General features: G+C 61.3%; 16 protein-coding genes. 5 read left to right on the top strand and 11 right to left on the bottom strand.

Translation table 11 applies throughout. The annotated features are described in order from the left end of the window. Positions 1 to 11: 11 nt before the first annotated feature. Positions 12 to 2,135, bottom strand: a complete 2,124-nt coding sequence (locus ACNPM8_RS07335) for an ATP-dependent DNA helicase UvrD2 (protein ID WP_332489282.1) — start codon at positions 2,133 to 2,135, stop codon at positions 12 to 14. Continuing rightward, positions 2,132 to 2,968, bottom strand: a complete 837-nt coding sequence (gene nudC, locus ACNPM8_RS07330) for an NAD(+) diphosphatase (protein WP_286134184.1) — start codon at positions 2,966 to 2,968, stop codon at positions 2,132 to 2,134. The genes ACNPM8_RS07335 and nudC overlap by 4 nt, the downstream gene beginning before the upstream one ends. Before the next feature lie 259 nt (positions 2,969 to 3,227). Here nudC and ACNPM8_RS07325 point away from each other — a divergent pair, with 259 nt between their 5' ends. Continuing rightward, positions 3,228 to 4,538 carry a phosphotransferase gene (locus tag ACNPM8_RS07325; RefSeq protein WP_448939554.1) on the top strand — a complete coding sequence of 437 codons (1,311 nt, stop codon included), beginning with the start codon at positions 3,228 to 3,230 and terminating at the stop codon, positions 4,536 to 4,538. Positions 4,539 to 4,561: 23 nt separating this feature from the next. On the opposite strand, the gene ACNPM8_RS07320 is transcribed toward ACNPM8_RS07325, so the two are convergent. Genes ACNPM8_RS07320 through ACNPM8_RS07310 form a run of 3 tightly spaced genes read right to left on the bottom strand, consistent with a single transcriptional unit; the run spans position 4,562 to position 11,474 of the window. Then, positions 4,562 to 7,879 carry an ATP-dependent helicase gene (locus tag ACNPM8_RS07320; protein WP_448939553.1) on the bottom strand — a complete coding sequence of 1,106 codons (3,318 nt, stop codon included), beginning with the start codon at positions 7,877 to 7,879 and terminating at the stop codon, positions 4,562 to 4,564. After that, entirely contained in the window at positions 7,876 to 11,088 is a 3,213-nt protein-coding gene (locus ACNPM8_RS07315) for an ATP-dependent helicase (protein ID WP_448939552.1), read from the bottom strand. The genes ACNPM8_RS07320 and ACNPM8_RS07315 overlap by 4 nt, the downstream gene beginning before the upstream one ends. Beyond that, positions 11,085 to 11,474 (bottom strand): MGMT family protein, encoded by a 390-nt coding sequence (locus ACNPM8_RS07310; RefSeq protein WP_400342167.1) that lies wholly within the window; start codon positions 11,472 to 11,474, stop codon positions 11,085 to 11,087. Before ACNPM8_RS07310 ends, ACNPM8_RS07315 begins: the two co-directional genes overlap by 4 nt. An 88-nt stretch (positions 11,475 to 11,562) precedes the next feature. Between ACNPM8_RS07310 and ACNPM8_RS07305 the strand changes: the two genes are divergently transcribed. From ACNPM8_RS07305 to ACNPM8_RS07290, 4 genes are all read left to right on the top strand, one after another. After that, positions 11,563 to 12,246, top strand: a complete 684-nt coding sequence (locus tag ACNPM8_RS07305) for a 3'-5' exonuclease (protein WP_105657505.1) — start codon at positions 11,563 to 11,565, stop codon at positions 12,244 to 12,246. Between the two features lie 246 nt (positions 12,247 to 12,492). Beyond that, positions 12,493 to 13,485: a methionine ABC transporter ATP-binding protein gene (locus ACNPM8_RS07300; RefSeq protein WP_448939551.1), complete on the top strand. Its 993-nt coding sequence runs from the start codon at positions 12,493 to 12,495 to the stop codon at positions 13,483 to 13,485. A 3-nt stretch (positions 13,486 to 13,488) separates the two neighbouring features. Then, a complete protein-coding gene (locus ACNPM8_RS07295) occupies positions 13,489 to 14,154 on the top strand; it encodes a methionine ABC transporter permease (RefSeq protein WP_105657507.1) in 666 nt (221 codons plus the stop codon). A gap of 103 nt (positions 14,155 to 14,257) precedes the next feature. Continuing rightward, positions 14,258 to 15,106: a MetQ/NlpA family ABC transporter substrate-binding protein gene (locus ACNPM8_RS07290; protein ID WP_332489383.1), complete on the top strand. Its 849-nt coding sequence runs from the start codon at positions 14,258 to 14,260 to the stop codon at positions 15,104 to 15,106. A 176-nt stretch (positions 15,107 to 15,282) separates the two neighbouring features. Here the strand turns inward: ACNPM8_RS07290 and hemL are convergent, their stop codons facing one another. The 6 genes from hemL to hemQ all read right to left on the bottom strand — a co-directional run bounded on the left by hemL (position 15,283) and on the right by hemQ (position 21,301). Next, a complete protein-coding gene (gene hemL / locus ACNPM8_RS07285; RefSeq protein ID WP_402695962.1) occupies positions 15,283 to 16,590 on the bottom strand; it encodes a glutamate-1-semialdehyde 2,1-aminomutase in 1,308 nt (435 codons plus the stop codon). A 4-nt stretch (positions 16,591 to 16,594) separates the two neighbouring features. After that, positions 16,595 to 17,578, bottom strand: coding sequence for a porphobilinogen synthase (gene hemB / locus ACNPM8_RS07280; protein ID WP_448939550.1), 984 nt, complete (start codon positions 17,576 to 17,578; stop codon positions 16,595 to 16,597). Between the two features lie 62 nt (positions 17,579 to 17,640). Then, positions 17,641 to 18,432 (bottom strand): uroporphyrinogen-III synthase, encoded by a 792-nt coding sequence (locus ACNPM8_RS07275; RefSeq protein WP_448939549.1) that lies wholly within the window; start codon positions 18,430 to 18,432, stop codon positions 17,641 to 17,643. Between the two features lie 9 nt (positions 18,433 to 18,441). Next, positions 18,442 to 19,416 carry a hydroxymethylbilane synthase gene (gene hemC, locus ACNPM8_RS07270; protein WP_448939548.1) on the bottom strand — a complete coding sequence of 325 codons (975 nt, stop codon included), beginning with the start codon at positions 19,414 to 19,416 and terminating at the stop codon, positions 18,442 to 18,444. Beyond that, positions 19,413 to 20,618: a ferrochelatase gene (locus ACNPM8_RS07265; protein ID WP_133833702.1), complete on the bottom strand. Its 1,206-nt coding sequence runs from the start codon at positions 20,616 to 20,618 to the stop codon at positions 19,413 to 19,415. Before ACNPM8_RS07265 ends, hemC begins: the two co-directional genes overlap by 4 nt. Next, positions 20,615 to 21,301 carry a hydrogen peroxide-dependent heme synthase gene (gene hemQ, locus ACNPM8_RS07260; protein WP_105657676.1) on the bottom strand — a complete coding sequence of 229 codons (687 nt, stop codon included), beginning with the start codon at positions 21,299 to 21,301 and terminating at the stop codon, positions 20,615 to 20,617. The genes ACNPM8_RS07265 and hemQ overlap by 4 nt, the downstream gene beginning before the upstream one ends. Position 21,302: the final 1 nt, after the last annotated feature.

The raw sequence follows: 21,302 nt of genomic DNA, 5'->3' as shown, positions 1-21,302 counted from the left end.
TGTGGAGAACCCTATGCGCGGCGCTCGCCAACGACCGCAAGCACCGCCTCGCCATATCGTTCAAGCTTGCTACGTCCCACCCCGGGAATCTTCGACAATCCCTGGATTGAATCCGGCTGGTGCTCCGCGATGGACATGAGGGTTGCATCGGTGAATATGACGAATGCCGGGACCGCGTTGGATTGGGCAACCTCCGATCGCCATTCACGCAAAGTCTCAAACAACGCTTCATCATAGGCAGCAGGGCACGAGGCGCAACGTTTGAGCTTTCGCTCTTTTGCACTGGTCAAGAAGGATCCACAGGTCATGCAGACTGCGGGCGTGATTTTCTGTTCGCGTTTGCGGTAGGTGGTCTGCTGCCTGCTGCTGGCTTGGCGTACCGATTTAATTCCATCGAGGAATCGTGATGGGTATCGGTGCGCGCGTCCGCCCGGGGTCCTTGCCAGCGACCAGGACAGGTACAGGTGCTTCCGTGCGCGGGTAATACCCACGTACAGCAGCCGCCGTTCTTCATCGAAGCCCGCTTGGTCCTTGGCATAGGAGATCGGGACCAGGCCTTCGTTCAATCCAACCAGGAATACAGCATCCCATTCCAGCCCCTTGGCTGCGTGGAATGATGCCAAGGTGACGCCATCCAGAGTTGGCGCGTGCTGGATCGCTGCGCGGTCTTCCAATTCCTTGACCACATCGTGCAATGTGGCATCAATGTCTTGTTCTTTTTTAAGCGCAACGACTTCGTCGGCCAGGCGAACCAGTGCCGACATCGATTCCCAACGCTGGCGCACCGCACCAGTGCCGCCGCTTGGGGCATTCGCCGAGTAGCCGTGCGAGGAGAGCACATCGCGCACCATCTGCGCAACCGGAGTATCTGCGGCGACGCTCAAGCCGGCCCGCAAGGCCAGCATCCCTTCCTTGACTTCGCGACGGGAGAAGAACCGCTCGGCACCACGCATTACGTAGGGGATGGAATACGCCGTCAGTGCTTGCTCAAAAGCCTGGGACTGCCCGTTAGTGCGGTACAAGATGGCAATCTCGGAGATGTCCTGGCCGTTTTTGAGCAGCTGCTTGATGCGCTGGGCGACTTCCTCGGCTTCATTTTCGTCATCCGTCGCTTCAAAGAATTCAGGGGCCGGACCGTGATCGCGTTGCGCGATGAGTTCCAGTGGTTCGGGCCAGGTCACGTTACGGTCAGGGACTTGGGATTCAATGCGCCGATTAGCAAGCACCTTATTCGCCAGGTTCACGACTTCAGGAGTGGAGCGGTAATCGCGTACCAGCTTCACGACCTTTGCTTCCGGAAACCGTGTGCCGAAGTTCAGCAAGAAGTCTGGGCGTGCACCGGTGAAAGAATAGATGGTCTGGGAGGCATCGCCCACCACGCACAGTTCGTTGCGCTGGCCAAGCCAGAGATCCAGGAGCCGTTGCTGCAACGGCGAAACGTCCTGGTACTCGTCGACGACGAAGTGGCGGTACTGCTGGCGTACACTGGCTGCGACTTTTTCATTGTCTTCAAGAATTGCAATGGTCAGCAGCAGTACGTCTTCAAAGTCGATAACTCCGCGGTCATCTTTGAGCTCTTCGTAGGTTTGGAAGATGCGGGCCATGCTCACTGCTTCGAGACCGTTGGGCAGTTCTCGGGAAGACGCAATCTTGGCGTAGCTTTCCGGGGTATGCATGGAGACCTTGGCCCATTCGATTTCCGCAGCCAGATCACGGACCATGGCGCGGTCGCTGGAAATGCGCAGGCGACGAGCCGCCTCCGCAATGAGCGGGGCCTTGTGTTCTACCAAGTTCGGCAGGGTACCGCCAACGGCCTGCGGCCAGAAGTACTGCAGCTGGCGCAAGGCAGCTGCATGGAAGGTACGCGTCTGCACGCCGGGTGCGCCGAGCTGACGCAAGCGGGTACGCATCTCCGCAGCTGCACGCGTGGTGAAAGTCAGCGCGAGAACACTGGTCGGGTTGTAGATGCCAGTATGCACGCCGTGGGCGATCCGGTGGGTAATTGCTCTGGTCTTGCCGGTTCCTGCGCCCGCCAGAATACACAGTGGACCGCTGAGGGTTTCAGCTGCTTGCCGCTGTTCAGCATCCAGTCCCGCTAGCAAATTGTCTGCTGGCGGATTGTCGTATTCGGTCACTTGCTCAGGGCCTCCGGAAGGGGTTCGCCGTACCAGGTACGGATCAATGCGTGGGCTATCGAGACTCCGCGCGGTATATCTATTGTTCCTGATTCCAGAGCTTCACGCAGTTCGGCTCGTGTGAACCAGCGAAGGTCCATGATTTCTGCACCATCCGGAACCAGCTCTTCGCTCAAGGCTTCAGCAGCGAAACCGAGCATCAGCGATCGCGGCATTGGCCAGGGCTGGGAACCGCGGTAGGCGACCTCTCCAATACGCACACCGGATTCTTCAAAGATCTCGCGGCGCACAGCAGACTCTAGGGACTCCCCTGCTTCGACGAATCCTGCAAGCACCGAGTACATCCGGTGCTTGAAGGTGGCGTTGGATCCGAGCAGCAATCGATCTTGGCTGTCGATCACCGAGGCAATGATTGCCGGGTCGGTACGTGGAAAAAGCTCGTGGTCATTGTTCACGCAACGCTGGCCCCACCCGAAGGTGGCAGCCCTAACGGGTGAACCGCAACGTGGGCAGAATTTCTCTGAACGGATCCAATTGGCGATCGCCTGCGCTTCAACGAAGAGTTCTGCATGCAGTTCATTGAGCAGGTTGAAGCCTTCACGTAGCGTCGTCCAGCGCTCGATGCCGCTGGAGGCATAGTCCTCGGCATCAACGAGAGCCAGAACGTATTCCGTGCCTGATGCACGCCCCAGGTACACCTGGCGCTCGGAGTCTTTTGCGAGGTAGTCCGTGCCGTTGAGAAAGAAGAGATCAGAGCCGATAGTTGCCGCGCCACCACCACTGATCAGCAGCACCTTGGTGCTGCGCTGCTTAAATAGGCCAGGCAAAAGCATCGGGTCTTGCTTTTCGGTCAGTGGGCGCTCAATCAGAGACTGTCCGAAGTGAAGTCCGGTAAGTGGGGTTCGATAAGTTTCTGCCAGAGCCATACCTCTAACCTAATGCACGTAGCGCTCCAGAATCTTGATGCTTGCTCAATGTGGATAGCTGTTGATCAATGAGATTCGTCGCAACTCTGAATGTTGCCGGTGAATCCCGCCATATTCCGTGCGTCATTCAACGATAGAAAAGGGAATCTCGCATACGGTGGAACTTGTGAAACGCACTGCCATGGAACTCGCCGCAATTGCCACCGCCGCCGTCCCCGGATTGAGTCCGGTAGGCTTCGCGGCGCTGTCCGACGATGCAGAAGATTTTGACTCAGCATTGATCGTCGACGCACTCAAGCATCGCTGGCGCGTTCGTTCACCTCGGCATGACGAGGCAAGCATGCGTCTGGAAGCAGAGCTTTCGGCCTTGCGCGCTTTCTCCGCCAAGGTCCGCGCTTCACTGCCGTTTTCCTTGCCTGCCGTAGCCGGCACCGTGCGCCAGGGCCCACTGCGCACCTTTGTCTACAAGGATATGCCCGGACACGTTCCGACCCTCGATGAATTGGTTGATGTCGGCAGCAACCTGGCCAAGTCGCTGGGCCAGTGCATGGCTGCCATCCACCAGATCCCAGATGAAGCTGTTGAAGTGGCAGGCCTGCCGACCTACACTGCCGACGAGATTCGCCAGCGCAAACTCAACGAACTGGATACCGCCGCGGCTACGGGCAAGGTGCCAAGCGGTTTGCTGCGCCGTTGGGAACACGCCATGGAGGACGTGGCGCTGTGGCGTTTCAACGCTGCCGTAGTTCACGGCGACTTCGATGAAGAGCAGCTGCAGATTTCCCATTCCAGCATCACTGCAGTCAAGGGCTGGACAGATTTGCACGTCGGTGATCCCGCTGATGACTTCGCTTGGCTTTCGGCCATAGAAGACCAGAGCTTCAGCGAGCGCGTTTTCACCGCCTATGTCGAAGCCCGCGGCAAGGCTGCGGATCCGCACATCATGCGTCGCGCCGCGCTGGCCGCCGAATTCGCGCTGGCGCAGTGGCTGGTGAAGTCTTTGGATTCCAAGGACTACGAGCGCATCGCCGAGGCCGAAGAGATGCTACGCGAATTGGACCAGAACATCGCGGAGTACGGTGGCCAGCCATTGTCGGTCGTGGAAGCTCCGCGCCCTTTGGCTCCCCAGCCAGAAGCACCGGCCCAGAAGGCTCCGGAAAAGCCGGCCGCCGTCGCCGCGCCAAGCATTAACACCGACAAGGTCACTCCCCTGGCAGCGGAATCGCCGAACTCCGCAACACCCCGAAGCACAGCGTCCAATGTCCAGGCCGCGCCAGAGGAGTCTGGTGACCAGCCAAAATCTGATGCTGTTCAGGCTGATGCCAAGAACAGTTCGCCTGCGAAGGATGAACCCGCCTCCAAGGCCGCCGAACACGATAGTGATGCAGCGGAGGCCGAGTCAGCTGCCGCACGGCCAATGAGCACGGCTGAGCCTGCTGAAAAGAACAACAAGCCTGTTGAGGACGCCGGGAAGTAAAGACTTCCCAGCGTCCTGAGCGGCTAGCCTTCGAGCTGTTCAAACGCGCTGCTGATCATCTGTTCCAGTTCTTGCTCATCGGAGAGATACTCCGCGTGGATCGTAATGCCCGCCGCCACATAGTAGAAGGCGGCCTTGATCTCCTCTAGCGGGATTCCGTGCAGGCGTGACCAGCCCAGACGATACACCGCGAGCTGGACCAGCTTGCTCTTCAGATCCTTGCCGCTAGGAACTCGACCGGTTTTCCAGTCCAGCATCAGCCACGTACCGTCGTCCATCCGGAAGACGGCATCAATGCGGCCACGCACAGCCACCGGACCCACACGGGTCTCCAATGGAACCTCGACATAGGCCGGCTGCAGCTTGGACCATTCGCTGGATAGGAACGCTTCCTTCATGGATTCAAGGTCCAGCGCCTCATCAAGATAGCCATCTGCCGGATCCTGCAGGTCTCCCAGATCAAGCATTGACGTCTTCTCGTAGAACTCTTCAATCCAGGCATGGAACGCGGTACCGCGCCGTGCAGCGAGCCCCGGTCGACGCGGCACCGGGCGTCGAAGGTTTTCCAGTACCCCAACCGGGTCCTCGGCCAGCTCGACAAACAACGAAGCACGCACATGCTCTGGTGCCTCGATGCTGCGCTCACGGCCAGCCAAGAACTCGCGCTGGCCTAGAAGTTTCTCGGCTTCTTCAGCCCACTGCCTCCCGAAGCTGGTCAGCGGCTCATGATCTGTTGGAACGGATTCGAGATCCTTCGCCACTTCCGCAATGACATTGCGCCGTGAATACGGGTATGGAGTCTTTTGCACTCCCCCCGTGACGACGGGGCCTTCCAATGGATCGTACGGCCACAGCGCTTCAAGGGGCGTCAAAGTGCTCGGGTTTTGTTCCGGCGCTTCTTCGTCCTTCACCCAGACCCCGATCTCCGCCTGGGGTTCCTCGCCTTCGGCCAGCGGAAGCAAACAGGTGAAGAATTCTGATGGCTCGGTTGGCTTGGTACGGGTGCTCGTCCAGACGCTGCTACTGCAAATCAGCAATGACTTGGCGCGGGTCACCGCAACATAGGCCAGGCGACGCTCTTCGGCAATGTGGTGGTCCTCTACCTGGTCCTTGAAGACCGATTCGGCTTCCAGCAGTTCCTTCAAGGCCGGCTGTTCGGTGTCCCATTGGGGCAGGTCGCGGGCGTCGCCACGGATTTCCCAGGGCAGCGCTTTGTCACCGCTGGTCCACCGGTCGGATTTGGAACCCGGGAACACCCCGTCGTTCAAGGTCATCACCGCCACGATGTCCCATTCCAATCCCTTGGACGCGTGAACCGTCAGCAATTGGACTGCCGCGGGGTCAGCATCTTCGCTTGGCAGCGGTAGTCCCTTTTCCTTTTCGGCGGCCTGTTCCAGCCACATCAAGAAGCCGGACAGTTCAACGCGTGGCGCATTGCGGCAGTATTCGCGCACCACATCGGCGAAGGCATCGAGGTTGGCTCGCGCCTTGTCTCGAGATATCCACGGACGGGCAGCCACCTCGATGTCCAGGTTCATGGCGCGTTCGGTCTCGCGAATCAGCGTTTCAAGGTCGTCATTGGCCAGCAGCCGCAGGCCGGCGAGTTCATCGCGCAGGGCCGCCAAGCGCTCGTAGCCCGCTGCGCTAATGGTCCTGCCGTCATTGCTGGTCCACCCTTCCCTGGGCAGGAAGTCCAGTGCTTCGACGAGGCTGGCCGCATCATTGAGTTCGGCGCGGGCCGCCTCGGTCACTGCTTCTTCGGGGCTCTGCGCCTCTTCGCTTTCTGCCGGGTCTGGCTGCAGCCCGCGGGCTCGCCGCCGTTCCAGCTGGCGGGACCAATCGGCGAAGGCCATCAGGTCTGCGGCACCCAGCCGCCAGCGCGCTCCAGCCAATAAGCGCATGAGCTTGTCGGAGCGCAGCGGGTCAACCAGCACGTGCAGGTACGAGACCAGGTCGGTGAGCTCAGGGGTGCTCAGCAATCCGGATAGTCCCACGAGCTGGTATTTGATGCCCCGCTCAGCGAGCACCTCGGCCATGATGCTCAACTGGGTACGATTTCGCGAGAGGACCGCACTGGTCTTCGGCTCGGAAGATGCCCTATTCTCGGCAACAATCATGTCGGCTATGGCGTCTGCCTCGTCGCGAACCGTTGCGCAACGGTTGAGCACCACACGACCTGGCTTGGCATGCGCCGAGGAATCCAAGGGCTTGACCGAGACCGGGCCTTCATGCTGCGGCCCGCCGGCAGTGATGCTATTCGCTGCCGCGAGCACGTTGACGGTATTGCGCCATGCGATGGTCAGGTGCTTCACGTGGGCGACGTCCCGGCCTGTGTCCCGAACAATCGGGAAGACTTCTGGGAATCGGAACAGCTGACCGGCGCTAGCCCCGCGGAATCCGTAGATGGATTGGTTAGGGTCACCCACCGCGGTGACCGGATGGCCTTCGCCATAGAGTTGAGAGAAGAGCACCATCTGCGCGTGCGAGGTGTCCTGGAATTCATCCAGCAGCACCACCTTGTGGCTAGCCCGTTCGGCGAGCGCAGCTGCCGGCACCTCCTGGGCGATACGCGCTGCGTGGGCCACCAAGTCGCCGTAGTCCATCACCCCGAGGCGCTTCTTTTCCCGGGCGTACTCTTCAGCCAACTCAGCGATGGTGGCACGTGAAGCCAGCTTGTCGATGAGCTTGAGGGCTGCTTGGGTAGTTTTCTTGGGCTTCTCTGCGTCCATCGGCAAGGTGCGCAGGCGTGCCACCAGTACATCAATCCACTGATGGGCCTCCGGTGCGGTGACCAAGTGCTCGGATGCTTCGGAACTGAAGGAAACGATGGCATCAATCAGTGTGCTGGTGGCACTGTTCAGGTGCTCGTAGTTGCCGGTGTATCTTTCCAGCACCGAGTGGGCCACCTGCCATGATTGGGCCGCGCCCAACAAGGCACTGTCTTCTTCAAGGCCAAGCCGCAGCCCATGGTCTTGGACCAGGGTGTTGGCGTAGGAGTGGTAGGTGGATACCGCAGGGTTCAGGAAGTCCCGGGTTTCTTCTGGGCTGAGCAGACCGGTGGCCACAAGCTGCGCGATCTTGGCACGGATACGCACGGAAAGCTCTCCCGCTGCCTTGCGGGTAAAGGTCACCCCGAGAATCTCTTCCGGCCGGACCAGCTGGTTGGCTACCAGCCAGACGACTTTATCCGCCATGGTTTTGGTCTTGCCCGAGCCGGCGCCGGCGATGACCAGCATCGGTTCCAATGGCGCAGCGACTATCTCAGCCTGCTGCGCGGTGGGCGGAAACTGCTCGCCCAGGGCTGCGGAGAGTTCTTCTGGAGTGAATCTGATATTGCTCATGGTTCGGTGACCTGTCGTCCTTGGGCGCACAAAGGGCAGATTTCAGGCAGCGTGCAGTTGCCGAGGATCCCTGCGGCTCCCGAAACGTGCCGGGTGATGAATTCACTGTTTCCCATCAGCGAGGCAGCTTCGAAGATGAGCGCGCGGGCCCAGTCCCCTTCACCAATTGATGGTTGTTCACGGACCGAGGCGCCCTTGGTGCTGGTACCGACGTAGACCAAGGATGCGCCGGCTGGCTCATCCGGGAGTCCTGCAGTTTCCTCGTGATCTTGCAATGCACCGAGCTGGATTGCGGTTTGGTAGACGCCTAGCTGCGGGTGTTCCAAGGTTGCGTCCTTGGATGGCGCAGTGGAACCGGTTTTCAGGTCAACGACCCTCACCTTGCCGTTGGCGTCAGCTTCGACGCGGTCGATAATTCCGCGAAGCTGGATATGCGTGCCGTCAGGGGCCGGGACCTCGATCTGGAACGGCATCTCGCGAGCCACCAGTTCGCGTCCTTCTTGGCGCATGGTGACGCAGTAGGCGGCGAACTTCTTGAGCATGCTATTGGCACGGTCGAAGTCCCTTTGACCTTCCCAGTTCTCCAGTTTTTCCAGCTCTGGCCAGCGTTGCTCTAGGATCTGCTGGTATTCGCTTCCGCTTGCATCGGGATGCTCTTCGGCGATGGAGTGGATCAGCGTACCCAAGGAGGCCGCGAAATCGCGGGCAGCGGTTCCACCAGCGCTTTGCACAAACCAGTTCAGCGGCGATTTCACCAGGGTTTCCACCTTCGACGGTGACACCCGCCGAGGCTGGTCTCCCGGGATAACCGGTTCATGGGTAGTCAGTTCGCGCAACCCCCACCAGGAACTTGGATGCGCTCCTCGCACCGGGCGATCTGCCTGAGCCAGGCGTCCAAGCACGTGGGTGGCGTCCTGGTACAGGTTAGCTGCTTCCACATCGTCCGGCGCTGGCACTGCCCCAAGGCCGGCGGCCCTGGCTCTCTCGGCGGTGCTGCGCAGCTCTGCCACCAAGGTTGGAAGCGAACGGATGCGCGCAACCGCGGTTGGTTCCCTGCCTTCTGGCCCCGGTGGCTCGACCAGGTCCAGGAAAGAGGAAGGCTGGCTGTCTTCGTTATCGACCGCCGTGCAAATCAGCTGGTCTCCAGCACGGGAGACGGCATTGCTGAAGCTGCGCAATTCGTCGTTGCGGATTTGGCGTACCAGATGCGTTGGCGTTCGGGTGGCCAGGAATTCAATGCCATGCTCCGCGGCGTCGGCGAGCGCATTGGAACCGAGCAGCTCGCCACGGAGCCGGAGGTTGGGCCAGGAGCCTTCTTGCAGCCCGGGGATAAAGACCACTGGCCATTGCTTTCCGGCAGCGGCAGCGGTAGTGAGAACCGTGACGGTTTGCCCACCGGCAGCACGGGTTGCCAAGGAGTCCATGGGCAATTCCTGCTGCAAGATGTGCTCGATGAACTGCTGGACGCTGGCGCCGGGAAGCTGATCCACAAAACGTTCTGCGGCTTGGAAAAGCGACAGGACAGCATCCAGGTCATGATCTGCGCGGCGGGCGGCAGTGCCGGTGCCCAGGGCCTCTTCGCGCCAGGCCTTTGCCCGGCCCGAGGCCTCCCACATCACCCAGAGCGCTGTTTCCGGTGTAGCGGTTCCGCTGGCCAGTTCGTCTTGCAGCGCGGAGTACATCTTCAGCAGCCGGTTCAATCCGTAACCCGGCTTGCCCAATTTCTCGGCCATTGCCGGTTCACGCAGGCAGGATTCAAGCAACTCCTGGCTGGAGCGGCGTCCGCCGGCTGCGGCTTCCTGCTGGCGCAAGAGCTGGCGGATCCGGCGGATTTCCAAGGCAGTGCTCATCCCATAACGCGACAGCAGCAGGTTCTGCATCAGGAGCGGGTCATCGGTGACAGAATCGCTGAACGCCAAGTTCAACAGGTCAAGCAGCGGACGGACCGCACCTTCATCCTTCAATGGAATTTCGGCCGGCGGCACCTGCACGCCGATTCCCTGGCCTTCAAGAAAACGGCTGAAGGAGCGCACCTGTGAACCGTTGCGCACCACAATCGCAATTTCAGCTAGGCTGCGGTTCTCGTAGAGGTTCAGATGCACTATCCGCTGGGCAATGAAACGTTCTTCCAAGGTGGAATTCTCGAATACCAGTGCCTGGCACAGTTCGTGTTCCGGCATGTTCAACGGCTCAATAGCTCGTCCGCGCAAGCCTGCAGCCAGCGGCACGCGGCTGACGATCCGTTTCCATGCCTCGGTGATCTGTCCAGACATTCGATAGCCGTGGGTCAGTTCGAGGCACGTCGCTTCGCCAGCACTCGCGTAATTCTGTGCGAAACGATGCAATTCATCGGTGCGGGCACCGCGGAATCCCTGAACTACGCTGTCGGGTGCAGCGAAAGCGACCATGGCGCGGTCCTTGCCGAGCAGAGCCAGGAGGCGGTGCTGCGACAGGGTGGCTTCTTGCAGGTCATCCACGAGGATCAGGGCCAACCGGTCCTGTTCTGCGTGCAGGAACGCTTCATTGTCTTCCAGAATTTGTGCCGCCCGGGTAATCAGCCCTGCCGGGTCGAAGGCTTCGGCGCTGCCCAAGTCCAGCAGGTCGCGGTATTCCTGGTAGAACAGCGCCGCAGCGTGCCATTCGGGGCGGTTGGCTTGCTGGCCGAGGTCAGCGATGTCTGCAGGTTCCAATCCCAGCTCTGAAACACGGTCGAAGAACTCGCGGATTTCCTTGCGGAAGCCGCGAGTCCCTACTGCCAGCGCCAGTTCGCTTGGCCACTGCGGTCCTTCGGTGAGGCCTTCGGCATGGCCTTCCAGCAGGTGGCCGATGAGGGTGTCCTGTTCCGGACCGGAGAGCAAGCGGGGAATGCGTTCGAGCTGGGGCAAGAGTCCTTCAACGCGGGCACGGCGGATCAAGTCAAAGGCATAAGCCGACCAGGTGCGAACCACCGGTTCGGTGAAAGTCCGTTCTGCTCGGCGGCTGAGCTCATCACGGATCGAGGCAGCGGTCAGTCGAGTTGGCCCGATGATCAAGAGGGCCTGCGGATCGAGCCCGGCGTCAAGGTGCGCCACCGCGGTGTCGATGAGCAGATGGGTCTTGCCGGTACCCGGAGCCCCAGTGACCAGGACCGGGCTTTCCACCGAATGCAAGTGGCCAAGGACCGAGGTGGCTTCTTCGCGGGGCTGGCTTCGGGCCTCTTCCATACTCATAGTTGATCATCCATCTCGGACATTTTGGGGTTGCCCAGCGCCGTACGCAGCGCGTCAATTTTTTCCCACGCCCAGTCGTTGGGGTTCCAGCGGTATCTATTCATGTTCACGTGACGGCCAGGTGCTGACAGTTCTTCTGCGATCCAGTGCCGTTCTGCTGCTTCGGCAAGCGCATCGGCCATGGAACCGTTGGAGCGGATAATCCGCCACCATGGTGTCCCTTCCGGCGCGCTTGCCATCGCCTTGCCCGTTTGGCGTGCTCCCCCGCTTCCGAGAAGTTCTGCCACGTCCTTGTAGCTGAGCACCGCCCCTGCCGGGACGAGTGCTGCGAGGCGATGCACCGCCTCTGAATAGTCCAGGGGCTTTTCGGCTGCGTCAGATGTCATAGCCCTATTCTGCCAATTAGCTTGCAGGACTCCACAACACGCAATTCGCAGGGCCGTCCTGTCCCGCCTTGGCTGTAGCGTTATATCCATGACTGAATGGCACAAGGGCCTGGCAATTGGCTTTGATTTGGAAACCACTGGTGTTGATACCAATACTGCACGCATCGTTACGGCATCGGTTGTCTTGCTGGATGCCGATGGCAAAGTGGTGAACAACCGCGAGTGGCTGGTAAACCCCGGGGTCGAGATTCCAGAGGCCGCGGCCGCAGTTCACGGAATCTCCACCGAGAAAGCCCGCGCCGACGGTGCCCCGGCGAAACAGTCCGTTCAGGAGATCTTGAATTTGCTGAAGTTCGCCTCGGAGCAAGCGCCAATCGTTGCTTTTAATGCTTCGTACGATTTCTCAGTGCTCTACAGCGAAGCCGTTCGCTACGACCTTGAGCCGTTTTTCCCGGGCAATGTGATCGATCCGTTCATCATCGACAAGCAGGTTGACAAGTTCCGCAAGGGGAAGCGCACCCTTGCGGCGGCTTGCGAGTTCTACGGTGTAGTCCTCGAAAATGCGCACACCTCGTTGGCCGATGCAGTTGCCTGCGTCGAGGTCGCTCGCCAGCTGGGCGAACGCTATCCGCAGTTGCAAGTAGATCCGATGGTGCTGCACGGCTGGCAGATCGGTTGGGCGAAAGAACAGGCAGAAAGTTTCCAGAAATACTTGCGCAAGACGAAGCCTGAAGCTGTTGTCGACGGCGCTTGGCCTATCACCGAGTCGTAAAGATTGAAATAATCAGCTTCTTGTGCCCCGTTTCACATGGGGTCAACAGGCCTCGCGACCACCATGCGGAAGCCAATCGTTCATTTTCTGTCACAAATCAACAAATTATATTCGAAGGCTCCCCCATTAAGACCTCATACTAAGAATCTTGACTGTAATTTCCCCTTGATTCGGGCGATTTTGTTCGATGATGATTCAATGGAGGGTACTCTCTACACCCTTTGAGAATCTGAAGGAACACGCCTAGTGATCACAGTCAGTGACCTGCGCAAGGTCTACCAGCAAGACGGCAAGGATGTTGTTGCCCTTGATGGTGTCAGCCTTGAAGTCCCTACCGGGAAAATTCATGGCATCGTCGGACATTCCGGAGCGGGTAAATCCACTCTCGTCCGTTGCTTGACCTTGCTCGATGAGCCTACATCCGGAACCGTTGCCGTTAACGGCAAGGAGCTGACCAACGTCAGCACCGACGAGTTACGGAATGCGCGACGTCGAATTGGCATGGTTTTCCAGCACGCGAACCTCTTCGACTCGCGCACCACCGAGCAGAATGTGGCATACCCGCTGGAGCTTGGTGGCATGCCCAAAGCCGAAATTGATGCCAAGGTCGCTGAACTCCTGGAGCTCGTGGGCCTAACCAGATTCGCCAAAGGGTACCCATCCCAGCTTTCCGGTGGCCAGCGCCAGCGCGTTGGTATCGCCCGGGCGCTGGCCACCGATCCGGATGTCCTGCTCTGTGATGAGCCGACCAGTGCCTTGGATCCGAAGACCACCGATGAAATCCTCGATTTGGTCAAGAAGCTGCGCGATCGGTTGAACATCACCGTGCTGATCATTACCCACGAAATGCACGTCGTGAAGCAAGCCTGCGATTCCGTTTCGCTGCTGGAAGGCGGCAAGATCGTGGAGCACGGCAATATCGAACAGGTCATCACCAACGCCGAAGGCACTTTGGCTTCCACGTTGCTCCCGCTTCCGGGCGACGCACCACGCATCGAGGGCGAAGGACCGATCCTGGACCTGCTCTACACCGGCGGCCAGGCGACCCAGCCTGTCATCTCTTCCATTGCCCGCTTGTTCAATACCGATGTCAATGTCTTGGCTGGTTCGGTCGAGCAGCTTGGCAACCAGCAGTACGCGCACTTGCGCCTGCAGCTGGCTCCCGACGCGGATCTGGATGCAATCGTGAACCACCTGAAGTCCACCGGCATCGCCGTAACCGTGAAGGGAGCCAAGTAAGCAATGGATTTCTTCACCCCCACCGTACTCAAGGCCGTAGGCCAAGCGACCGTCGAAACCCTGCAGATGGTCTTGATCTCAGGTGTGATCACCGTGATCATCGGACTGCTGCTGGGTATCTTGCTGCATGTCACTGGCAAAGGCGGACTGGCGCCGGTCCGCTGGCTAAACGCGATTCTCTCCACGGTGATCGTGAACATCACCCGTTCCGTCCCGTTCGCCATCTTAATGGTCGCCCTGATTCCGTTCGCCGCGATGCTCATCGGCACCGCGCTGGGCCCGATCGCTGCCTCGGTCTCTTTGACCATCGGCACGGTCCCATTTTTCGCCCGCCTGGTGGAAACCGCCTTGCGCGATGTTTCCGCTGGCAAGGTCGATGCCGCGCTGGTGATGGGTTCCACCAAGCTGCAAACCATTCGCAAGGTCCTGGTGCCTGAAGCCATGCCCGGCATCATTTCGGCCGTCACCACCACTCTGGTGACCTTGATCGGCTACTCCGCGATGGCTGGCTTGGTAGGCGGTGGCGGTTTGGGTCGTCTGGCCTACAACTACGGCTACGTCCGCTACAACATGCCCATCATGCTTGCGACCATCGTGATTATCGTGATCATGGTCCAGCTGGTGCAGGTCATCGGTGATGCGATCGCCCGCAAGGTCGATCACCGCTAGTCAAAACTTCCGCCGGTCTATCCGGCGGAGCCGTGGAACCGCTGAGGACACGGCAAATCCACTCGCATCGTGCCTCACGGCTCTACCTAAGGAAAGACAAGTTATGCGCAAGAAACTCGCACTCGCCATCACCGGTGTTGCCACCGCATTCGCCCTGACTGCTTGCGGCAGCAGCGAACCAACTGCTGATGCTGCAGCGACCCTGGATCCGGCAAACCCTACGGTTATCAAGGTAGGCGCCAGCCCGGTCCCACAGGCAGACATCCTGAACTTCATCGATGAGAACTTGGCGAAGGAAGCCGGCATCGACTTGGAAGTCATGGAGATCGATGACTACGTCACCCCGAACACCGGACTTGCCGACGGCTCGCTGGATGCCAACTACTTCCAGACCGAGGCCTACCTGGCTACCGAGATGAAGGAAAAGGGCTACGAGTTCGCGCACGGCGCTGGCGTTCATGTGGAGCCAATGACCGTCTTCTCGAAGAAGTTCAAGGACGCCAAGGACGTCGCAGAAGGCACCAAGGTACTGCTGAACAACGACCCGGTGAATCAGATCCGCGGCATGCGCGTCCTGGAAGAAGCAGGGCTGCTGCAGAACCTCAGCGATGATGATTCCCTGCTGACCGTCAACGGCAACGCGGACAAGAACCCGCTGAACCTCGAAATCACTGACGCCAACGCCGAGCAGGTCGTCCAGTACTACAAGTCCGATGATTCCATCGGCTTGGCGGTCATCAACGGCAACTACATCGTCCAGGCCAAGCTGGACAAAGCAGAGATGCTTGCCCAGGAGTCGGGCGAGAACAACCCCAACGCCAACTTCCTGACCTGGCGCGACGGCGAAGAGACCCCGGCTGTTGCGAAGCTTGAAGAGCTGTTGCACTCCGATGAGGTCCGCGATTACATCGAGAAGACCTGGACCGACGGCAGCGTTATCGCCGCTTTCTAATCCGGTTTCCAGCCACGGGGCATTCCCGAACGCTTGAACCTTGACTGCCCGAGTTCCATATACGGAACTCGGGCAGTTCCGTTTCCCACCGTCTTTCCAGGCTTAAATGAGCCAGGGCCAGACAAGCACCTCACGGTGCCTGCCTGGCCCTGGCTGTTGACCTCGGGAGCCTGCAATTAGGCCGTGGCGGCCGCAGCGGCCCGGGCAGCTGCTGGGAGGGCCGCGAAGATCTTCTCCATTGCGGCATCATCATGGGCCGCCGAGACGAACCATGCTTCGAAGACGCTTGGCGGCAGGTACACCCCGGAGTCCAGCATCGAGTGGAAGAACGGTGCATAGCGGAAGGCTTCCTGCCCCTGCGCGTCAGCGTAGTTGCGCACTCCCCTTTCGGAGGTGCCGAAAGCTACCGAGAACAAGGTACCGGCGCGCTGGATCGAGTGGTCCAGGCCAGCGGCATTGAAGGATTCGGTGATGGCACCCTGCAGCGCCTCGGACTGCTTGGCCAGGTGCGCGTAGACGTCCTCGGTCGCGTGGGTCAGCTGGGCGATGCCGGCAGCCATCGCTACCGGGTTGCCCGACAGCGTGCCTGCCTGGTAGACCGGACCCAATGGTGCCAGGTAGTCCATGACCTCAGCGCGTCCGCCCAGGGCCGCGGTGGGCAAACCGCCGCCGATGACCTTGCCGAAGGTGTAGAGGTCTGCGTTCCAGCCCTCTTCCTTGCCGGTCAGGCCCCAGTAGCCCGATGAGGAAGCGCGGAAGCCGGTGAGGACCTCGTCGAGGATCAGCAGCGCGCCGTGCTTGGCGGTAGTTTCCTTCAGGAACTTGTTGAATCCGTCCTCTGGAACTACGACACCCATGTTGCACGGAGCAGATTCGGTAATCACCGCAGCGATATTCGCACCGTGCTCGGCGAAGGCGGCCTCGATGGCGGCGCGATCGTTATAGGGCAGCACCAAGGTCTCTGCTGCCGTGGCAGCGGTCACGCCGGCGGAACCTGGCAAGGCCAGGGTGGCAACACCCGAGCCGGCGTCGGCCAGCAGGCCATCGAGGTGGCCGTGGTAGCAGCCGGAGAACTTGATGACAAGGTCACGGCCGGTGTAGCCGCGGGCCAGGCGGACGGCGGTCATGGTGGCTTCGGTGCCGGTGGAGACCATGCGCACGCGTTCCACCCCGCCCATGCGGGACTTGATCAGCGCGCCGAGCTTGGCCTCATCCGGAGTGGATGCGCCGAAGGACAAACCGCGGTCCACGGCCGCGTGCACTGCAGTCTGGATCTCCGGGTGGGCGTGGCCCAGCAGTGCCGGACCCCATGAGCACACCAGGTCGACATACTCCTTGCCGTCGGCGTCGGTCAGGTATGCGCCCTTGGCGCCGACCATGAATGGAGGAACACCGCCGACCGAACCGAAGGCGCGCACCGGGGAGTTCACGCCACCTGGCATGACTTCGCGGGCTTCGGCGAAAAGCTTTTCAGAGTTCGACATGTTATTACTTGCCTTCCTTGAGCCAGCCGGCAACTTCGGCTGCATAGTAGGTGAGGATCTGCTGGGCACCGGAGCGCTTGATCGACAGCAGCGATTCAAGCACGGACGCCTTGCGGTCAATCCAGCCGTTGGCGGCGGCGGCCTCGATCATCGAGTACTCGCCGGAAATCTGGTAGGCGGAGACTGGAACTGGGGAAATATCGGCAATATCGCGCACGATATCCAGGTAGCTCATGGCCGGCTTGACCATGATCATGTCCGCGCCTTCGGCAATATCCAGTTCAGCTTCCAGCACCGCTTCGCTGCGGTTGGCCGAATCCATCTGGTAGGTGCGGCGGTCCCCCACCAGCTGGGAGTCCACTGCCTCGCGGAACGGGCCGTAGAAGGCGCTGGCGTACTTGGCGCTGTAGGCGAGGATGGAGACATCCTGGCGCCCGGCAGCATCCAGTGCCTGGCGGATGACGCCGATCTGGCCGTCCATCATGCCCGACGGGCCCAGCATGTGGGCGCCGGCCTCGGCCTGGGCCACTGCCATCTGGCCGTAGATTTCCAGGGTGGCATCGTTATCCACGTTGCCCTGGGCATCGAGCACGCCGCAATGGCCGTGCGAGGTGAATTCATCCAGGCAGACATCGGACATGACCACCAGTTCATCGCCTACCTCGGCGCGCACCGCGGCAATGCCGCGGTTCAAGATGCCCTGCGGGTCCAGACCGGCCGAGCCGTTTTCGTCGCGTACTTCCGGGATGCCAAAGAGCATGATGCCACCCAGCCCCAGCTCGGCCGCGTTCGCCGCGGCAGCCTTCAGCGAGTCCATGGTGTGCTGGTAGACCCCCGGCATGGAGGTGATCTCGTTGGGTTCGCCCAGTCCCTCGCGCACGAAGGCAGGCAAGATCAGTTGGCGTGCCGAAAGCTCATTTTCTGCCACCAGGCGGCGGATGGCAGGATTCTGCCGCAACCGGCGCGGGCGATGCTGAGGGAAACCCATGGCTCCTCTTTCTCCAGTTCTCGTAACTTCTTATTCCGTTGTGCACACTTCCGGTCCCGGAGTTACCGGTGCCGGAGCAAATCTTGGGCCGCACGGGCCAGGCCCTGCGGGGTGGGAGCGGAAGCCACGGCATGCACCGGCAGCCCGGCACCCTCCATAGCCCGGGCCGTTGGATGGCCAATCGCGATGGTCTGCAGCTTCCCGGGCAGCTGCGTCCCTGCCAGCTGCACGAAGCGGCGGACCACGCTGGGCGCCGAGAAGACCACCAAATCCTGTTCTTCCAGTCTGTCACCGATCCGGTTCGCCGGTAGGACGTTGAGTCCGGCTGCCGCTTCCGGCTCAGAGACCGGGGTGCCGGGCGCCGGGGCATCCACGGTTTCATAGGCAATGAATTCGTTGACCTGCACCGGGTATTTGCCCAGCCCATCAGCCAGCGTGGAGCTGGCCAGATCGCCGTGCGGATAGCAGATCCTGGCACCCGGCTCAGGGATCCATGCCGCAAGCATGCCGGCAGCCGATTGCTCTTCAGCTTCGAAGTCCACGCTGCGGCCCAAGTGCCGCTTGATGGCCTCGGTGGTCTTCTCTCCAACCGAGGCCAGACGCAGCTGCTCCGGCAGGAGCGCTCCAGCCAGCACTTGCTGCACCACCTTGACGGTATTCACCGAGGTGAAGACCAGCCAGGAGTAGTCTCCGGCGACCAGATCGCTGGCCATGCGATGCAATGCGCTGCGGTCGGCGGGCCAAACAGTTTCGATCAGCTGGGCGCACCACGAGGTGATGCCCAGCCGATCGAATTCCTGCACGGTGGCCGCGGCACGTGCCGGGTTGCGCAGGATCAGTGCCTGATAAGCCATGGTCCGGAACTAGGCCAGCCCGGCAACTACGGCAGCGCCATCAGCGATCATCGACTGCGCCAGCGAACGGCCCAGCTGCTGTGCTGCATCCGCCGTGCTGCAGGAGATCCGCGCACTGCGGCGCATGGTCTGCGAGCCATCGGGGTTGCAGGCCACCGCTTCGAGGACCAGCTCATCGCCCTCGATATGGGCCAAGGCGCCAATCGGGGCAGCACAGCCTGCTTCCAATTCGGAGAGCAGCGCACGTTCGGCCTCCACCTGCATGCGGGTGGCGGCATCATCGAACTGCGCCAGAGCCGCATCCAATGCGCCGTGGCCGGTGCCCGCGGTACGGGTTTCCAGCGCCAAGGCGCCCTGGCCCGGGGCGGGCAGCATGATGGAGGGATCCAGGTACTCGGCGATGTGCTTGTCCAAGCCCAGGCGGCGCATCCCGGCAGCTGCCAGGATCACCGCGTCCAGGTCACCCTGGGTGCCGCGGCCCACGCTGCCATCATCCAGCGTCTTCCCGACACCCTTGACCCGGCCTAAGCGGGTGGGGACGTTGCCGCGGATATCGACAATCTCGAAGTCGCTGCGGTAGGCCAGCAGCTGGGCTGCACGGCGCGGCGAACCGGTACCGATCTTCGCACCCTGGGGCAGCTGGTCCAAGCCCAGCGAGTCGCGCGAGCACAGGGCATCGCGGACATCCTCGCGCGGCGGGATCGAGGCCAGGACCAGGCCCTCGGGCTGCGCAGTGGGCAGGTCCTTGAGCGAGTGCACGGCCAGGTCGCAGCCGGAATCGAGCAGGTGCTGGCGCAGCGCGGCGGCGAAGACGCCGGTGCCTCCGAGGGTGGCCAGCGAGCCGGTCACCACATCGCCTTCGGTCTTGACCAGCACGGTCTGCGCGGCCAACCCGGAAATCCCGGCCAGCTTCTGCGCGGCCCATCCGGTCTGGGTGGTCGCCAGCGCGCTGCCGCGCGTTCCTACGCGAAATGCTTCGGTCATGGCTGGGGTACACCAACTTCTGAATCGACTGCGCCGATGGTCGGGCGCAAGGTTCCGTCCAGGGCGCGCTTCTCGCAGCAGCCCGGACGGCAGACATCAAACCATGGGCCGCATTCGAGAACCGAGGTGCGGCCGGCGCGCAGGGCCTTGCCATCGGGGCCGGCCAGGCGTTCTTCGACCAAGTCCACCAGTCCGGAGATGAACGCCTGGTGGGTGCCCGGGGTGGCGACGCGGTCAAAGGCCAGGCCCAGTTGGGCGCAGCTGTCCTTGGCTTCGGTATCCAGATCCCACATGACTTCCATGTGGTCCGAGATGAAGCCGATGGGCACGACCACGACGCCGGCGACACCGGCTGCGGCATCCTCTTCCAGCGCGTCGTTGATATCCGGTTCCAGCCATGGCACATGCGGTGCCCCGGAGCGGGACTGGTAGACCAGGCTGTGCTCCAGGCCCTTGGCCTCCTCCACCTGGGACAGGATGTAGTTGGCCACCGCCTGGTGCTGGCTGGTGTAGAGATTCCCGTAGCCTGCGGCCCGGATACCTTCGGGTCCTGCGGCCTCGGCGTCGGCCATCGGAATGGAGTGGGTGACGAAGACGATCTTGATCGCCCCGTCTTCCTTGCCCGCTTCGGCCAGCTGCGCACGCACATTGGCCAGCGAGGAACGCAAGGACTGCGCAAAGGGCGTCACGAAGGCAGGAGTGTCGAAGAACTGGCGCAGCTTGTCCACTTCCACCACACCGTCCAGCCCGGTGTTGACTAGGCCCATGCCCGCATCCTCGCGGTACTGGCGGCAGGCCGAGTAGCCGGAGTAGGCGCCGGTGCCCATAAGCAGCACCTTGCGGTGGCCGTCGGCAGCCAGCTGCTTGAGGGTGTCGTCGATAAACGGGTGCCAGTTGCGGTTGCCCCAGTAGATGGGGAGGTCGATGCCGCGGGTAGCCAGCTCTGCCTCCAGCGCGGCCTTCAGTGCACGGTTCTGCGCGTTGATTGGCGAGACGCCGCCGTTCTTGCGGTAGTGCACCGCAACTTCTTCCAGGCGCTCGTCAGGGATGCCGCGGCCCTCGGTGACCTTGCGCAGGAACGGGATGACATCATCCTGCCCTTCCGGTCCGCCGAAGGATGCCAGCAAGATGGCATCGTAGGACTTGGGAATCATCTGGCCGTTGCGGTCATATCCCTCGCGGGGGTCAAAGGCCTGGCTCACTTCAGTACCTCTAGCGCTTCAGCTGCCGAGATGCGGCGGCCGGTGTAGAACGGAGTCTCCTCACGCACATGGTGGCGGGCTTCGGTGTAGCGCAAGTGGCGCATCATGTCGACGAGATCGATCATGTCGTCGGCTTCGAGGCAGATCTGCCATTCGTAGTCGCCGAAGGAGAAGGCCGCTACGGTGTTGGCCAGCACGTTCGGGAATTCGCGGCCCAGGATGCCGTGGTCGCGCAGCATCTTGCCGCGGGCCGCTGGATCCAGGGTGTACCACTCGGTGGAGCGGACGAATGGGTAAACGGTCATCCATTCCTTCGGATCCAGGCCGCGCGCGAATGCTGGCGAGTGGTCCTTGGCGAATTCCGCTTCACGGTGCACGGCCATGGTGGAGTAAACGATTTCGGTGCCGGCCAGCAGGGCCGAACGGCGGATCTTGCGCATCGATGCCTGCAGCAGCTGGGCCGATGGCCCGTGCACCCAGAACATCACGTCAGCGTCCTCGCGCATGGCCGAAACGTCGTAGATGCCGCGCACGGTGGCGCCTTCGGCGGCCAGCTCGGCGACCAGCGCATCGAATTCAGCGGCAGCAGCCTCGGAGCGCTCGACAATTTCCGAACGCTTGAAAATGGTCCAGAGAGTGTAGAAGAACGTCGGGTTTTCTCCTGCATTTTCGCGTTCACGAATT

It is taken from the genome of Glutamicibacter sp. AGC46, from assembly GCF_053543715.1.
Note: the sequence above shows the minus strand (reverse complement) of the source record. Positions and strands in the feature narration are given on the sequence as shown.

What these genes read in the sequence shown, in the direction of transcription:
- nudC (WP_286134184.1), bottom strand. Translation starts at nt 2,968, where the DNA reads ATGCTTTTGCCTGGCCTATTTAAGCAGCGCAGCACCAAGGTGCTGCTG.
- ACNPM8_RS07320 (WP_448939553.1), bottom strand. Translation starts at nt 7,879, where the DNA reads ATGAGCAATATCAGATTCACTCCAGAAGAACTCTCCGCAGCCCTGGGC.
- ACNPM8_RS07315 (WP_448939552.1), bottom strand. Translation starts at nt 11,088, where the DNA reads ATGAGTATGGAAGAGGCCCGAAGCCAGCCCCGCGAAGAAGCCACCTCG.
- ACNPM8_RS07310 (WP_400342167.1), bottom strand. Translation starts at nt 11,474, where the DNA reads ATGACATCTGACGCAGCCGAAAAGCCCCTGGACTATTCAGAGGCGGTG.
- ACNPM8_RS07305 (WP_105657505.1), top strand. Translation starts at nt 11,563, where the DNA reads ATGACTGAATGGCACAAGGGCCTGGCAATTGGCTTTGATTTGGAAACC.
- ACNPM8_RS07295 (WP_105657507.1), top strand. Translation starts at nt 13,489, where the DNA reads ATGGATTTCTTCACCCCCACCGTACTCAAGGCCGTAGGCCAAGCGACC.
- ACNPM8_RS07290 (WP_332489383.1), top strand. Translation starts at nt 14,258, where the DNA reads ATGCGCAAGAAACTCGCACTCGCCATCACCGGTGTTGCCACCGCATTC.
- hemL (WP_402695962.1), bottom strand. Translation starts at nt 16,590, where the DNA reads ATGTCGAACTCTGAAAAGCTTTTCGCCGAAGCCCGCGAAGTCATGCCA.
- hemB (WP_448939550.1), bottom strand. Translation starts at nt 17,578, where the DNA reads ATGGGTTTCCCTCAGCATCGCCCGCGCCGGTTGCGGCAGAATCCTGCC.
- ACNPM8_RS07275 (WP_448939549.1), bottom strand. Translation starts at nt 18,432, where the DNA reads ATGGCTTATCAGGCACTGATCCTGCGCAACCCGGCACGTGCCGCGGCC.
- hemC (WP_448939548.1), bottom strand. Translation starts at nt 19,416, where the DNA reads ATGACCGAAGCATTTCGCGTAGGAACGCGCGGCAGCGCGCTGGCGACC.